At 73.4% G+C, this 13,496-nt stretch carries 14 protein-coding genes; 4 read left to right on the top strand and 10 right to left on the bottom strand.

Going from position 1 to position 13,496, the window contains the following annotated elements:
• The 3 genes from panC to FHG89_RS05310 form a co-directional block, all read right to left on the bottom strand.
• Positions 1–671: pantoate--beta-alanine ligase (gene panC / locus FHG89_RS05300; protein WP_139583226.1), on the bottom strand; the 671-nt coding region annotated here is incomplete at its 3' end.
• Positions 672–726: 55 nt separating this feature from the next.
• Positions 727–1,701, bottom strand: a complete 975-nt coding sequence (locus FHG89_RS05305; RefSeq protein WP_139583227.1) for a Rossmann-like and DUF2520 domain-containing protein — start codon at positions 1,699–1,701, stop codon at positions 727–729.
• An 89-nt stretch (positions 1,702–1,790) separates the two neighbouring features.
• Positions 1,791–2,423 carry a TetR family transcriptional regulator gene (locus tag FHG89_RS05310; protein ID WP_244295180.1) on the bottom strand — a complete coding sequence of 211 codons (633 nt, stop codon included), beginning with the start codon at positions 2,421–2,423 and terminating at the stop codon, positions 1,791–1,793.
• A 95-nt stretch (positions 2,424–2,518) separates the two neighbouring features.
• On the opposite strand from FHG89_RS05310, the gene FHG89_RS05315 reads away from it, so the two are divergent.
• From FHG89_RS05315 to FHG89_RS05325, 3 genes are all read left to right on the top strand, one after another.
• A complete protein-coding gene (locus FHG89_RS05315; protein ID WP_139583228.1) occupies positions 2,519–3,430 on the top strand; it encodes an SDR family oxidoreductase in 912 nt (303 codons plus the stop codon).
• A 95-nt stretch (positions 3,431–3,525) separates the two neighbouring features.
• Positions 3,526–4,722, top strand: a complete 1,197-nt coding sequence (locus FHG89_RS05320) for an SAM-dependent methyltransferase (protein ID WP_139583229.1) — start codon at positions 3,526–3,528, stop codon at positions 4,720–4,722.
• The gene (locus FHG89_RS05325) at positions 4,719–5,906 is read left to right on the top strand and encodes an NADH-quinone oxidoreductase subunit D (RefSeq protein ID WP_208760865.1); all 1,188 of its coding nucleotides are present in this window, start codon (positions 4,719–4,721) and stop codon (positions 5,904–5,906) included. Before FHG89_RS05320 ends, FHG89_RS05325 begins: the two co-directional genes overlap by 4 nt.
• A gap of 4 nt (positions 5,907–5,910) precedes the next feature.
• On the opposite strand, the gene FHG89_RS05330 is transcribed toward FHG89_RS05325, so the two are convergent.
• The 4 genes from FHG89_RS05330 to FHG89_RS05345 all read right to left on the bottom strand — a co-directional run bounded on the left by FHG89_RS05330 (position 5,911) and on the right by FHG89_RS05345 (position 10,317).
• Positions 5,911–7,563 (bottom strand): hypothetical protein, encoded by a 1,653-nt coding sequence (locus tag FHG89_RS05330; RefSeq protein WP_208760866.1) that lies wholly within the window; start codon positions 7,561–7,563, stop codon positions 5,911–5,913.
• 111 nt (positions 7,564–7,674) lie between these two features.
• On the bottom strand, positions 7,675–8,679 hold the full coding sequence (locus FHG89_RS05335; RefSeq protein ID WP_139583231.1) for a glycine betaine ABC transporter substrate-binding protein: 1,005 nt from the start codon (positions 8,677–8,679) through the stop codon (positions 7,675–7,677).
• A gap of 214 nt (positions 8,680–8,893) precedes the next feature.
• Positions 8,894–9,634, bottom strand: a complete 741-nt coding sequence (locus tag FHG89_RS05340; protein ID WP_139583232.1) for an ABC transporter permease — start codon at positions 9,632–9,634, stop codon at positions 8,894–8,896.
• Positions 9,631–10,317, bottom strand: a complete 687-nt coding sequence (locus tag FHG89_RS05345) for an ABC transporter permease (RefSeq protein ID WP_139583233.1) — start codon at positions 10,315–10,317, stop codon at positions 9,631–9,633. Before FHG89_RS05345 ends, FHG89_RS05340 begins: the two co-directional genes overlap by 4 nt.
• A gap of 2 nt (positions 10,318–10,319) precedes the next feature.
• On the opposite strand from FHG89_RS05345, the gene FHG89_RS05350 reads away from it, so the two are divergent.
• Positions 10,320–11,324 (top strand): ABC transporter ATP-binding protein, encoded by a 1,005-nt coding sequence (locus tag FHG89_RS05350; RefSeq protein WP_139583234.1) that lies wholly within the window; start codon positions 10,320–10,322, stop codon positions 11,322–11,324.
• 23 nt (positions 11,325–11,347) lie between these two features.
• On the opposite strand, the gene FHG89_RS05355 is transcribed toward FHG89_RS05350, so the two are convergent.
• Genes FHG89_RS05355 through FHG89_RS05365 form a run of 3 tightly spaced genes read right to left on the bottom strand, consistent with a single transcriptional unit; the run spans position 11,348 to position 13,483 of the window.
• On the bottom strand, positions 11,348–11,851 hold the full coding sequence (locus tag FHG89_RS05355; RefSeq protein ID WP_139583235.1) for a hypothetical protein: 504 nt from the start codon (positions 11,849–11,851) through the stop codon (positions 11,348–11,350).
• 53 nt (positions 11,852–11,904) lie between these two features.
• The gene (locus tag FHG89_RS05360) at positions 11,905–12,213 is read right to left on the bottom strand and encodes a hypothetical protein (RefSeq protein WP_139583236.1); all 309 of its coding nucleotides are present in this window, start codon (positions 12,211–12,213) and stop codon (positions 11,905–11,907) included.
• Positions 12,214–12,265: 52 nt separating this feature from the next.
• A complete protein-coding gene (locus FHG89_RS05365; RefSeq protein ID WP_139583237.1) occupies positions 12,266–13,483 on the bottom strand; it encodes an ABC transporter permease in 1,218 nt (405 codons plus the stop codon).
• Between the last annotated feature and the right edge of the window lie 13 nt (positions 13,484–13,496).

Here is a 13,496-nt window from a genome sequence, read left to right on the forward strand (position 1 = left end):
GCGGTCAGCACCGCGCCCGCGTCCCGGCCGTCGTCGGCCGCCCGCGCGCCGGCCCGCAGCGCGGCGGACAGGCTCAGGGCGGCGGCCCGCTCCGACTCGCTCAGGTAGCGGTTGCGGCTGGACAGCGCCAGCCCGTCCGGCTCCCGCACCGTCGGCACGCCGACCACCTCGACCGGCACGTCCAGGTCCCGGACCATCCGCCGGACCAGGGTGAGCTGCTGGTAGTCCTTCTCACCGAAGAACGTCAGGTCCGGCCGGGTGAGCTGGAGCAGTTTCAGCACCACGGTGAGCACGCCGTGGAAGAAGCCGGGGCGGCTCGCGCCCTCCAGCTCCACGCCGAGCGGACCGGGGTCGAGGCGTACCCGGGGCTGGCCGTCGGGGTACATGTCGGCCACCGACGGGGCGAAGACCACGTCGGCACCGGCCCGCCGACACACCTCCAGGTCCGTGTCGAGGGTGCGGGGATACCTGTCGAAGTCCTCGTTCGGCCCGAACTGCAACGGGTTCACGAAGATCGTCACCAGCACGTGGTCGGCCTGTTCCCGGGCCGCGCGCAGCAGCGTCTCGTGCCCCGAATGCAGGGCGCCCATGGTCATCACCACACCGACCGTGCCCTTCAGCCCGGCCCGGGCCTCGGCCAGCTCGGCACGAGTGTGTACGAGCAGCGTCACAGCGCCACCTCGGTTCGCGACTGCGGGGTCCGCAGGATCGGCTCACTCCGCACGCTCACGCGGCCACCTCCCGACCCGAGTCGGCCAGCACGCCGAGCAGCGACTGCGCCTCCACCGGCCGGAGCCGTCCGGCGGCGATCGCCCGGTCGGCGGTACGACGAGCCAGCGCCAGGTACGCGGGAACGGACTCCGGGGCGGTGGCGTTCAGCCGGGCCAGGTGCCGCCGCACAGTGCCCGCGTCGCCCCGCGAGACCGGGCCGGTCAGCGCGTCGTCGCCGAGGCGCAGCGCGTTCTCCAGGGCGGCCCGCAGCAGCGGGGCGAGCACCTTCTCGGGCCGGCCCACGCCGGCGTCCCGCAGCCGGTCGGTCGCCTCGTTCACCAGGGTCACCAGGTGATTCGCGCCGTGCGCCAGCGCGGCGTGGTACAGAGGGCGGTCCGACTCGGCCACCCACTCGGGCACGCCACCCAGATCGGTGACCAGGCGGGCGGCCAGTGGACGCAGCTCCGCCGGGGCGGTCACCCCGTACGAGATGCCGTCGAGGCGGGCCAGGTCGTCAGGCGTACCGGTGAAGGTCATGGCGGGGTGCAGGGCGAGCGGCCGGGCGCCGGCCGCGGTGACCGGCGCCAGCACGCCCAGACCGTGCGCGCCGGAGGTGTGCGCGACCACCTGGCCCGGGTGCAGAGCGCCCCGCTCGGCGAGGTCGGCGACCACCCCGGCCAGCGCGTCGTCAGGTACCGCGATCAGCAGCAGGTCGGCGGCGGCGTGCGCGACGGCGACGGCGGGGTGGCGGGGCACCTCGGGCAGCAGCAGGGCGAGGCGTGCCCGGCTGGCTCCGGATTCGCCGGTGACGGCGACCACGTGGTGCCCGGCAGCGGCGAGCGCGGCGCCCAGCACGGCTCCGACGCGGCCGGCGCCGACGACACCCACGGTGAGCAGGCGGGAGGTGGCGCGGGCGCCGGGAACGGCGCGATCCCGCGATGCGGCGGGCCCGTGAGGGGCGGCCGGGCGCGGGCGCAGCGGTGCGCTCATGACGACGATCCAGTCCTCGAGAAGGGGTACCGGTCGATCGCAAGTATGCGCCCGGCCCGCCGAACCGGGACAAGCATGTGTGAAAACCTTCACCACCGTCGAGACGGCTCGTCAGGCCCGGCTGAGGTCAGCGCGTTGGGGGCCGACGTGATGGCGCGTAGCTCGGCGGCCACCTCGGCGATCAGGTCGCTGAGCGGGGCGTCGCTGTCGGGCGCGATCCAGCGGGCGAACGCGACCCGGAAGACCGTGGCACCTGACTCGGTGGCCAGGGTCGCAGTGGTCTCGTCGAGGCCCCTGGCCCGCAGGGCGGCGGTGACCGCGGCCGCCAGTGAGCCCGACTTGCGCAGTTCACGCTCCTGCAGCTCCGGGCTGCTCTCGATGATGGCCTGCCGCGCCCGGACCAGCTCGAGACGGTCCGCGAAGAGCTCCTCCGCCACCCGGCGGAAGGCGGCGACGACCGCCTCGAAGGGGCCGGCGTCGGTCTCGGTCACCGCCCGGACCAGGACCTCCTCCACGCGCCCGCTGCCGCTGAAGAGCGCCTCGCGCTTGTCCCCGAAGAGCCGGTAGAAGGTGCGTTTGTCGAGGCTGGCACGGGCGGCGATGTCGGCGACTGTGGTCTGTTCGAAGCCGCGCTCGCGGAACAGCTCGAAGGCGGCCGCCTCCAGGCGGCCGCGCGCGTCGGGTTGCCAGCGGGCCATGCCCGCGATGGTATCCGACGTCACACTGCGACATTAAGGTCATCCACATGTCGCGCTGTGACATCACGCGAGGTACGGTCATGTCGCAAAGTGACATCGGCACTCACGAAGGAACCACCATGCGCGTATTCGTCACAGGCGCCTCCGGCCACCTCGGCTCCGCAGTCGTCCCGGAACTGCTCTCCGCCGGGCACGAGGTCATCGGCCTGGCCCGCTCCGACACGTCCGCCGCCGCCATCGAGAAGCTCGGCGCCCAGGCACACCGCGGCGACCTGTCCGACCTCGACGTGCTCCGGGAAGAGGCGGCCGCCTCCGAAGGGGTGATCCACCTGGCGTTCCGCCACGACCTCATGGTCAACGGTGACCTGGCCGGCGCCGCCAAGGTCGACCTGGACGCCCTCACGGCACTCGCCGACGGCCTCGCCGGCTCCGGCAAACCCCTGGTCGGCACCGGCGGGACGGCCATGCTCGTGATGGGCGGCATCGTCGGCCGCCCCGGCACCGAACGCGACATCTTCCCGGGCGGCGGCTACCGGATCGACGCGGAGAACTTCGTGGCCGGCCTCGCCTCCCGCGGTGTGCGCTCCTCCATCGTCCGGCTCGCGCCCACGGTCCACAGTTCACTCGACCGTTACGGCTTCATCAGCGCCATCATCGCCGCGGCCCGACGCAAGGGGTACGCCGCGTACGTCGGCGAGGGCACCAACCGGTGGCCGGCCGTCCACACGCTCGACGCGGCCCTGCTCTACCGACTCGCCCTCGAGAACGCCCCCGCCGGTACGCGCCTGCACGGAGCCGCCGACGAAGGCGTCCCCTTCCAGCAGATCGCGGCAGCCATCGGCCACAACCTCGGCATCCCGGTCCGGAGCATCAGCCCCGCCGAGGCCGACGACCACTTCGGCTTCCTCGGATCGTTCGTACAGATGGACAACCCGACGTCATCCGCCATCACCCGCGAACTGCTGGGCTGGACCCCCACCCACCCCGACCTGATCGTCGACCTGCACGAAGGGCACTACTTCCGGGCCTGAACCACGAAGCCGACCCGGCGGGGATCGGAAGTCGTCGCCCCGCCGGGTGGCCGTAGGGTCGGCACGGTGACGCCTCCTGAACCCGGAGTGAGCTGATGTCGATCCCGTGGCGGGACGCGATGAGCCACGCCCTCTACGGGCCAGACGGCTTCTTCGTGGCCGGCACCGGGCCGGCCGACCACTTCCGGACCAGCGTGCACGCGTCCCCCGCCTTCGCCGCCGCGCTGCTGCGCCTTCTCTCGCAGGTCGACGCAGCTCTCGGCCACCCCGCGCGGCTCGACGTGGTCGACGTCGGGGCTGGGCGAGGGGAACTGCTGCGGGCGCTCGTCGGGCTCGCGGTGGGGGTTTCCGGGGAGCCCGCCCACTCCGGGCGGTCAGGCTTGATCCCTCCGCGGGCGGGCTCCCCGGAAACCCCGACTCCCACGGCCTCCGCCCGTCGGTCGCCCGACGACCCGTCGCCCGTCGCCGCCCGTCCGTCGCTCGCGGAACGAATCCGCTTCACAGCAGTCGAGTATGCGAACCGCCCCGAGAACCTGCCGGAAGAGATCAACTGGACCGCTGAGATCCCCAACGAGATCAACGGTTTGTTGCTGGCTACCGAGTGGTTGGACAACGTGCCGCTGGAGGTGGCGGTGCACACCACCGATGGCTGGCGATATGTACTGGTCGACCCCGACAGCGGCGTGGAGACGGTTGGCGAGCTGGTCAACGCTGCGGATCTTGATTGGCTGCTGAAGTGGTGGCCCACCCCCTCGGCCTCCACGGGTGCGGACAGTGACCCGGATCTGGCGTTGACCTGGACTGATGCGACAAGCGGAAGCGAGTCGGGTTTGAGGGCAGAGATCGGCAGACCACGGGACGAAGCCTGGGCGAACGCGGTCCGGAAGATCAGCCGAGGGCTCGCGGTGGCCGTCGACTACGGACACCTGCGTGATGGTCGGCCGGTCGACGGGACGTTGACCGGGTATCGGGGTGGGCGGCAGGTGCCTCCGGTGCTGGACGGGACGACAGACGTGACCGCGCACGTCGCCATGGACTCGGTCGCCTCCGCTGGTGCGGCGGTCGCGCGGTGCGCGTACTCCCTGGTCCCGCAGTCCGAGGCGCTGCGGGCGCTCGGGGCCGACGGTGGGCGACCGCCGCTGAGCCTGGCCGGCACCGACCCGGCCGGCTACGTGCGGGCGCTGGCCGCCGCGTCGGCGGTGGCCGAGCTGACCGACCCGGCCGGGCTCGGCGGGCACTGGTGGCTGCGCCAGCCGGTCGGCATCCCGCTCCCGCCGGCCGTGGCACGATGACGGGCATGACCACCGACGCCGGGGACCTCCGTGAACTGACCGTCGGCACCGGGGCCGGCCTCGTCGCCGGCACCGGCGATCAGCAGCTCGGCACCGACATGGTGTTGAACATCGGCCCGCAGCATCCCTCGACGCACGGCGTGCTGCGGTTGAAGCTGGTGCTCGACGGCGAACGGGTCATCGCCTGCGAACCGATCATCGGCTACATGCACCGGGGTGCGGAGAAGCTCTTCGAGGTGCGCGACTACCGGCAGATCATCGTGCTGGCCAACCGACACGACTGGCTGTCGGCGTTCTCCAACGAGCTGGGTGTGGTGCTCGCCGTGGAACGCCTGATGGGCATGGAGGTGCCGGAGCGGGCCACCTGGCTGCGGATGGCCCTCGCCGAGCTGAACCGGGTGCTCAACCACCTGATGTTCCTCGGCTCCTACCCGCTGGAGATCGGCGCGATCACGCCGGTCTTCTACGCCTTTCGGGAACGGGAGACCATCCAGGCGGTAATGGAGGAGGTCTCCGGCGGCCGGATCCACTACATGTTCAACCGGGTGGGCGGGCTGAAGGAGGAGGTGCCGTACGGCTGGACCGGGCGGGCCCGCGCGGCGATCGGCGAGGTGCGCCGGCGGCTGCCCGACCTGGACCACCTGATCCGGCGCAACGAGATCTTCCTGGCCCGCACCGTGGGCGTGGGTGTGCTCTCCGCCGCGGACGCCGCCGCGTTCGGCGCGTCCGGGCCGGTGGCCCGGGCCTCCGGGCTCGACCTGGACCTGCGCCGCGACGACCCCTATCTGGCGTACGACGAGCTGGACGTGCCGGTGGTGACCAAGACCGCCGGCGACTGCCACGCCCGCTTCGAGGTGCTGCTGGACCAGGTGTACGCCTCACTGGACCTCGCCGAGCAGTGCCTGGACCGGGTGGACCGGCTGACCGGACCGATCAACACCCGCCTGCCGAAGGTGCTCAAGGCGCCCGAGGGGCACACGTACGCCTGGACGGAGAACCCGCTCGGCATCAACGGCTACTACCTGGTGTCGCGGGGCGAGAAGACGCCGTGGCGGTTGAAGCTGCGCACCGCGTCGTACGCCAACGTGCAGGCGCTGGCCACCCTTCTCCCCGGCTGCCTCGTGCCGGACCTGATCGCCATCCTCGGCTCGATGTTCTTCGTGGTCGGCGACATCGACAAGTGACGCGTCAGCGCCAGTGGTCGCCGGGCGGGGCCCCGCCGGCGCGCGGCACGTCGTCCTGCGGCGGGTAGCCGTACCGCTCCTCGACCCGGCGCCGGCCGACCCGTTCCGGCTCCGCCTGGTGGCCCCGCTGGCGCGGCGGGCGCCACTCGTCCGGCACCGGCACGCCACCCACCGGCAGCGCCGGCTGGGCCGCCGGCTCGTCCCGGTGGTACGACTCGCGCTCGGCGTACCAGTCGGCGTCGTCCTGCCGGCGCGGCTCCTGGTGACGGCGGGCGTCCTCGTGGCGGCGCGGCTCCTCGTGGCGGACGGAGGCCCAGCGGTCGGCCATCCGGTACTCGGTTCCGGCGGGGTCGGCGTGCACCTCGGCCCGGCGTTCCCCGACGTGCAGTTCACGGCCGTGCTCGTCGTCGCGGACGGCCGCCCAGCGGTCACCGGCCCGCATCTGTGACCAGAACTCGCCGGTGTCGTCGGCCCGCAGCGGCGGCCCGGACTGCGGTGCGGCGCTCCCCCGGTCGGGCTCGCGCTGCTCCGACCACCCGCGCTCGTCCCGCTGCGCCCGGGAACCCCGGGCCGGCTCGTCGGCGGGGGCGTACGCGTCCCGTGGACCGGCCCACTGCGGCTCGTCGCGCCGGTCCCGCCAACCGGGCTCGGCGTCGACGTCGGCCACCTCCCGGTCGGCGCCCCAACCGGGCCGGTCGTCGGCGTAACCGGACCACTGACGGTCCTCCGCCTCACCGTGCGGACGCTCCGCCGGGCGGGGACGCTCGTCCGCGCCGCCGCCCCGGGTCCACTCCTGCGCCGGCGGGGTCCACTGGCCGGCGTACCCGCCGCCGTACCGGGTGGCGGTCTCCGGCGGCCCACCGTCCACCACGGTGTGCCGGGTGGTGACGTGCACGGTCTCGGTGTGCCGGACCACGCCGGCCGGTCGATGCGCCGGCTCGGGCCGGTCGTGCTCACGAGGGCGGGCCGATCCGTACCGGGTGGCGGCGGGGCGTTCCCCTCCGTACACCCCGGCGCCGTACACCCCGGCGGGGGGCGGCTCGGCGGTCGCCCGCGGGTACGCCGGTTCGTCCTCGTCTGCGTGCTCGGCGCGGCCCCAGCGGGCGGCGTCCTCCGGAACCGACACCCGGCCCCGGCCAGCCGGCACCTCGCCGGGCACCCGGCTGCGGGCGGCCGGAACGTCAGCCGCCACCGACGCCCGGCCGGCCGGCGCGTCGTCGGCCGGGTCGGCGGCCGGCACCCGTGCCCGCCCCGCACCCGCGGCGTCGGGTGCGGCGCCGGCGGGCACGGCACTGCTGGCGTCGAGGCGACGACGGACCGCGGTGATGCCCTCCTGTGCCCGCTGCGCCTGGTCCAGCGCCTGGTTGCCGCGCTGCGCGGCAGCCACGATCTCGGCCCGCAACTCCCGGCGCAGTTCCTCGATCTCGTCCAGCAGTTCGTCGGCCCGTGCCGCGTCACCGTCGGGCCGCAGCGCGATGGACAGGCCGATGAGCACGACCGCCACGATGGCGAGGACCGCCGCGAAACGCAGCGGGGTGTTGCCGTCGGCTACCAGCAGGATCAGCGCCGCCACCGGGGCGAGGCCCACACCCGCCCAGAAGAGCATGGTCAGCAGTCGCGGTTGACGCCGGGCGTCGGGGGTGACCAGGGCTGGCATGGCTGTGCAGCCTACCGAGGATCCCCAGCAGAGGGAACGGGTCACCGACACGCGCGGACGCCCCCACCCGGATGCGGGCGGGGGCGTCCGTCAGCGCGGCCGTGAAGGGACTCAGCTGGTGGCGAACGCACCGTCCGAGGAGAAGATCAGGCCCACGCTGATCGAACCGTCGCGCAGCGCGCTCTTGGTCAGCGGCCCGCCCTGGTCCAGCGAGGAGAACGAGCCCACCGACAGCCCGTACGTCTTCTCCAGACCCGGCTTGCAGAACGGGCGCTGCTGGCACTCCGGCGGGCCACCCAGCACCGTCGCGCTGCCGGAGCACTTCGCGGCCAGCTCGGAGAGCGTGCGGACGCCGTACTTGTCGGCGAACGCCTGGGTCACCGCGAAGGCGTTCTGGTCCTGCGCGGCGGCCGGGGCGCCGAAGGTGATGCCCACCTTGTCGCCCTCGGCCTTGAGGGCTGTCACCGTCGTGTTGATGTCCGGCGAGGAGACCGGCTGGGCGCTCGGGCCGTTGGCCTTGGTGTTGAGGAACTCGGCCATCGTCGCCGCGTACTCCGGGACGACCTGGACCTCGCCCTTCTCCAGGGCCGGCTCGTACAGCTCCCGGTTGCCGATCTGCTGCACCTTGACCTGGTAGCCCGCAGCGGTGAGCGCGATCCGGTACAGCTCGCCCAGGATCTGGCTCTCGGCGAAGTTGCCGGCGCCCACCGTGATGTCGCCGCCCGGACCCTTGGCGATGCCCGCGGTGAGGTTGTTGGCGCTGGCGAACTCCTCGGCGGCCACCTTCGGAGTCTTCCGGTCGTCGTTCACGGCCTTGTTGAGCTGGATCAGCTTCGGCGTGTCGAGCACCGCCGAGACCTTGTCGAGCGCCGCGATCAGCTGCGGGTTGGCCGCCTTGCTGTTGACCGCCGGGATGATGTTGTCGGAGTTCTGGAGCTTCTTGTCGTCCTGCAGAGCGATGAGCTGCTCGCCCTTCACCGGGGCGCAGCCGGCGCCGGAGGCGCTCTGCTGCGGCGCGTCGGTGCCGGACGAACCGGCGTCGCCACACCCGGTGAGGAGCGCTGCCCCGGCGACGACGCCGACAGCGCCGATCGCGAGACGTGTACGTGCGCGCATGTGCCCGCCTTCCGTGTCCCGGCGCGGCCCGTCCCGGGCCGGCCGCGTGTCCGACGGGCGATCCTGACTGTTGGTCGCCCGCGAATGTCCACCCAACATCCTCCGGAACGGACCGACAACCCGAGATGGACTTCGTCACCTCATAGTCACCGACCGCACCACAGGCGTTCGACGGATCGCCGCCGGCTCACCCGGACGGAGCAGCGGGCGCGGATCAGGCGCGGCCGGTGGCATCGGCGGGCCGGGGCTGGCCCGTCCGCTGCCGCCCGCGCCGCAGCGGACGGGGCGTGACCAGCCGTTCGACACCACCGAGGACCACCTCGGCCAGCAGTGCGAGCGCGGCCACCAGCACGCCGCCGGCCAGGATCTGACCGCCGCCGCCGGCGATACCCAGGCCGAACCCGGTCCGGATGATCTCGCCGAGGCCGCCGCCGTTGACGAACGAGGCCAGCGCGGCGGTCGCGATCACCTGCACCGCGGCGGTCCGGAAGCCGGCCGCCAGGTAGGGCACGGCGAGCGGCAACTCCACCCGCCGCAGCACCTGCCCGCCGGACAGACCCATCCCCCGGGCGGCGTCGCGGGCCTCCGGGTCCGCCTGACGCACACCGGTGTACGCGTTGGCCAGCAGCGGCGGTACGGCGAACACGGCCAGCGCCACCACCACCGGCGTACGCCCGAAGCCGCTGGCGAAGACCACCGGGAGGATGGTCAGCAGTGCCAGCGTCGGAATCGCCAGGGTGGCGTTGGACACCAGCACCACCAGGCCGCCGCCCCGTCCGGTGTGCCCCAGCCACAGCCCGAGCGGCCAGGCCACCAGGCAGCCGAGCGCCACCGCCAGCGCCGAGATGGTGAGGTGCTCGCCGAGGCGGTCCAGCATCCCGCCGGGGTTCGTCCAGTTCAGCGGGTCGTTGATCCAGACGACCGCCTCGCCGATCGGGTTCGCCGCTGCGGTCACCGTGCCCTCCTCGCGGTCCACGGGGTCACCAGCCGGGCGACCAGGACGAGCAGCAGGTCGAGGACGACGGCGAGCGCCACGCAGAGCACCGAACCGGTCATGATCTCGGCCTTGTAGAGGTTGTTCTGGAAGCCCGCGAAGATCAGCTGCCCGAGGCCGCCGTGCCCGACAAGCACGCCCACCGTGACCAACGCCACCGTGGAGACGGTCGCCAGCCGCAGCCCGGTCAGGATGCCCGGCACGGCCAGCGGCAGGTCGATCCGGAACAGCCGCCCCCACCGGCCGTAGCCCATGCCCTCGGCGGCCTCGCCGACCTCCGGCGGCACCTGGTTGAGCCCGGCCACCACATTGCGGACGATCAGCAGCAGCGCGTAGAGGACCAGTCCGACAAGCACCGTGGTCGTCCCGGTGCCCAGGTACGGCGCGATGAACGCGAAGAGCGCCAACGACGGGATGGTGTAGACCACCCCGCTGACCGCGAGGATCGGACCGGCGAGCGGACGGACCCAGTACGCCAGCACCGACAACGGGAGGGCGATCAGCACCGCGATCAGCACCGCCCGCCCGGTGAGGGAGGCGTGTTCGCGCACCGCGGCGAGGATCGTGTCAGAGTTGTCCCGCACGTACTGCCAGGAGAACCAGGGGTTACCCGGGTCGGCCCGGTAGCTCAGGCGGAAGGACATACGTGGACGTTACCCCGGAGGCCCCCGGCCCGGCCGGCTCCCCTCGCGCGGCGTCGATCTCCCTGCACGGCATCCAGAAGCGCTACCCGAACGGCACCGAGGCCGTCCGGGAGCTCAGCCTGGACGTCAGGGCCGGTGAGCTGGTGGTCCTGATCGGCCCGTCCGGCTGCGGCAAGTCGACGGTGCTGCGCATGATCAACAGACTGATCGAGCCGACCTCGGGCCGGATCATGCTCGGCGACGAGGACGTCACCGACGTCGACCCGGTGCGGCTGCGCCGCCGGATCGGCTACGTGATCCAGAACGTCGGCCTGTTTCCACACCAGACGGTCCGCGCGAACGTGGCCACCGTGCCGGGCCTGCTCCGGTGGCCCAAGGGCCAGACCCGGGCACGGGTCGACGAGCTGCTCGACCTGGTCGGACTGGACCCGGCCCAGTTCGGCGGCCGCTACCCGCACGAGCTGTCCGGCGGCCAGCGGCAGCGGGTGGGGGTGGCCCGCGCGCTCGCCGCCGACCCGGTGGTGCTGCTGATGGACGAGCCGTTCTCCGCCGTCGACCCGATCGTCCGGGCCCGCCTCCAGGAGGAGTTCCTCCGACTCCAGGCCGAGGTGCGCAAGACGATCGTGCTGGTCACCCACGACCTCGACGAGGCCGTACGGCTCGGCGACCGGATCGCGGTGCTGTCCCAGGGCGGTCACCTGGAGCAGTACGACACCCCGGCCGCCCTGCTCGGCGCGCCCGCCACGCCGTTCGTGCGCGAGTTCGTCGGCGCCGACCGGGGCATCCGCCGACTGGTGGTCACCCCCCTGGACCGGGATTCGCTGGACCCGCTGGCCGGTGACACCGCCACGGACCTGCCCACCGTGCCGCTGGACGGCTCCGCGTACGACGCGTTGGGCGTCCTGCTCACCTCGGGCCGGGACCGGCTCGTGGTGACCGACGACGGTCGACCCGTCGGGGCGCTCACCCGGCAGCGTCTGCTCGACCTCGGCCGGGCGACGGGCTGACCTGTCCCGTCACGCCGGTGCGCTCAGGCGCGACCGCCGAGGCTGGCGGTGCCGATGATCCAGCCGGAGAGGAAGCCGTAGCCGGCCCCGGCGCTGGCCTCCTGCAACGCCCGCAGCAGCGACGGATCGGGGCCGAGCAGCGCCGCCAGCACAGCGGCGAGCCCGCCGGCCAGCACGTACGCGGCCCAGCCGGAGAAGAACTGGCTGACCGAGCCGGGCACCCGGGCCACCTGCGCGGCGGGCAGCAGATAGAGCAGCGCCACCGCGAGAACCACAAGCGCCACGGCCCGCAGGTCGGCGGCGAACAACCCGCCGGCCTGCCCGTCCGCGTCCAGCCGCCAGGATGGCCAGGCGAGCAGACGCAGGTAGAAGGCGACGCCCGAGTCCGGGTCGGTCTGGCTGGCGGCCCAAGCGGTGTACGCCGGGCTGCCGCAGATGCCCACCAGCAGCAGCACGGCGAGCGCGCCGGTGCCGGCGGCCGTTCCGTACCGGCTCACCGGGCCGGACCGGTGCAGAAACGATGTCATCCGCCCAGGCCCGGTACCGCTCTGGCGGGTGGACCTGGGCTGCCCCGAGCGGCTCAGTGCTTCATCAGGTAGTCGATGAAGGCGGCCCGCAGCAGCGGCGCCGACTCCTCGTAGCCGTGCCCGGTCAGCTCCCGCCACAGGGCGTTCGCCTCGTCGATGGTCGGGCCGATCGAGTTCGGTGCGCCGTCCAGCACCGTCGCCTCGTCCGCGTTCGGCAGGTGCCGCAGCACCGACCAGAAGAAGCCCACGTCGCGACGCTCCCGGGCCAGGGCGAACGCCCGCTCCCGCAACTCCTCGGTGGACAACGCGTCGAGTGCCTCGAACGAGGTTCCGCCGGGGGTGGCGGCAGGTGAGTCGGTCATGCCGCCGAGCCTAACGGGCGAGATCAGCTCCGGCGCTGCGACGCGACACGGCTCACCGCTCGTCGGTGTCCCACCGGCGTGGGCTGTCCTCCCACCGCGGCTCCCGCCACGGGTCGGTCGGCTGCTGCGCGGCCGGCGTCGGAAGAGTCGGCGGCCAGTTGTCCACCGACTGCGACTGCGGCATGGCCCAGCCCGTGCTGATCGTGCCGTCGCCGACCGGTTCGGACCGGTCGGGGACGGCACCCGGCCGGGGACGCCCGAACGTCTCGACCAGACGCGTGACAAGCAATCCGACGCCGAGCGCCGCCCCGCCCACCGCCCAGGTGCTCAACGTCCAGCCCCGCTCCGGCGCGTACTCCCTCAGGACGGTGACCAGGCTGACCGCCAGCAGGGTGCCGAACACTCCGCCCCGGCGGCCGAACGCGCTGGTGCCGCCGAGCAACGCCACCCCGAGCGCCAGCACGGTCCAGTCCAGTCCGGTGTCGGGGGTGACCGGGCCGGGACCGTTCGCGGCGATCAGCACGCCGCCGAGCGCGGCCAGCACGGTCGAGCCGACCAGCGCGACGGCGGCGACCACGGCGGCCAGCACACCCCGGCGGCGGGCCGGATCGGTGACCGGTCGGTACCGGCCGATCAGGCGGCGGATCGGCCGGATCGTGCCGAACAGCCCGCCGAGCACCGCCACCGCGGCGAACCCGGCGAAGAGGTAGCCGGCCGTCCGCCCGGGGTCGTAGTCGCCCTGCACCAGCACCGCCGTCGAACGGCGTTCGATGAACACCACCACGCCGGCCGCGCCGGCCAGGCTGGCCGCCCAGGCCGGCACGTGCAGCACCACCACGACCAACGCGAGCGCGAGCCCGCCCAGCGCGGCGACCGCGACGGCCGGGCCGACGGACGCCGCCAGACCCCGATCTCCCTGCTCGGCGTAGTGCAGGGCGGCCGCGATCGCGACCGGCCCGACGGCCAGGTTGGGGGCGGCGGTCCGCAGGCTCAGCCCGGCCGCGAGGGCGAGGAGCCCGAGCCCGACCGCGTCGACAAGCACCGTACGCAGGTTGTCGGCACGCAGGGCGGCCGAGTCCTCCCGCCAGAGCAGCCAGCCCAGCGCGACCAGGCCGGCCACCAGGAGGAACTCCCACCACACGTGCACACCCACCCGGTCCCGGCCCGGTTCACCGTGGGTGGGGTCGTCGAAGACGCTCTCCAGTACGACGGCGGGCACCCCGGACGAGGGCTCAGCCGACCGGTCCCTGCCCGGTTCTTCGTACCCCATGACGCCGCCTCCC

Origin of the sequence: Micromonospora orduensis, assembly GCF_006228125.1 — a bacterium.
GTDB lineage: Bacteria > Actinomycetota > Actinomycetes > Mycobacteriales > Micromonosporaceae > Micromonospora > Micromonospora orduensis.

Coding starts and splice junctions, on each gene's coding strand:
- FHG89_RS05305 (WP_139583227.1), bottom strand. CDS start 1,701: ATGAGCGCACCGCTGCGCCCGCGCCCGGCCGCCCCTCACGGGCCCGCC.
- FHG89_RS05315 (WP_139583228.1), top strand. CDS start 2,519: ATGCGCGTATTCGTCACAGGCGCCTCCGGCCACCTCGGCTCCGCAGTC.
- FHG89_RS05320 (WP_139583229.1), top strand. CDS start 3,526: ATGTCGATCCCGTGGCGGGACGCGATGAGCCACGCCCTCTACGGGCCA.
- FHG89_RS05325 (WP_208760865.1), top strand. CDS start 4,719: ATGACGGGCATGACCACCGACGCCGGGGACCTCCGTGAACTGACCGTC.
- FHG89_RS05330 (WP_208760866.1), bottom strand. CDS start 7,563: ATGCCAGCCCTGGTCACCCCCGACGCCCGGCGTCAACCGCGACTGCTG.
- FHG89_RS05335 (WP_139583231.1), bottom strand. CDS start 8,679: ATGCGCGCACGTACACGTCTCGCGATCGGCGCTGTCGGCGTCGTCGCC.
- FHG89_RS05345 (WP_139583233.1), bottom strand. CDS start 10,317: ATGTCCTTCCGCCTGAGCTACCGGGCCGACCCGGGTAACCCCTGGTTC.
- FHG89_RS05355 (WP_139583235.1), bottom strand. CDS start 11,851: ATGACATCGTTTCTGCACCGGTCCGGCCCGGTGAGCCGGTACGGAACG.
- FHG89_RS05360 (WP_139583236.1), bottom strand. CDS start 12,213: ATGACCGACTCACCTGCCGCCACCCCCGGCGGAACCTCGTTCGAGGCA.
- FHG89_RS05365 (WP_139583237.1), bottom strand. CDS start 13,483: ATGGGGTACGAAGAACCGGGCAGGGACCGGTCGGCTGAGCCCTCGTCC.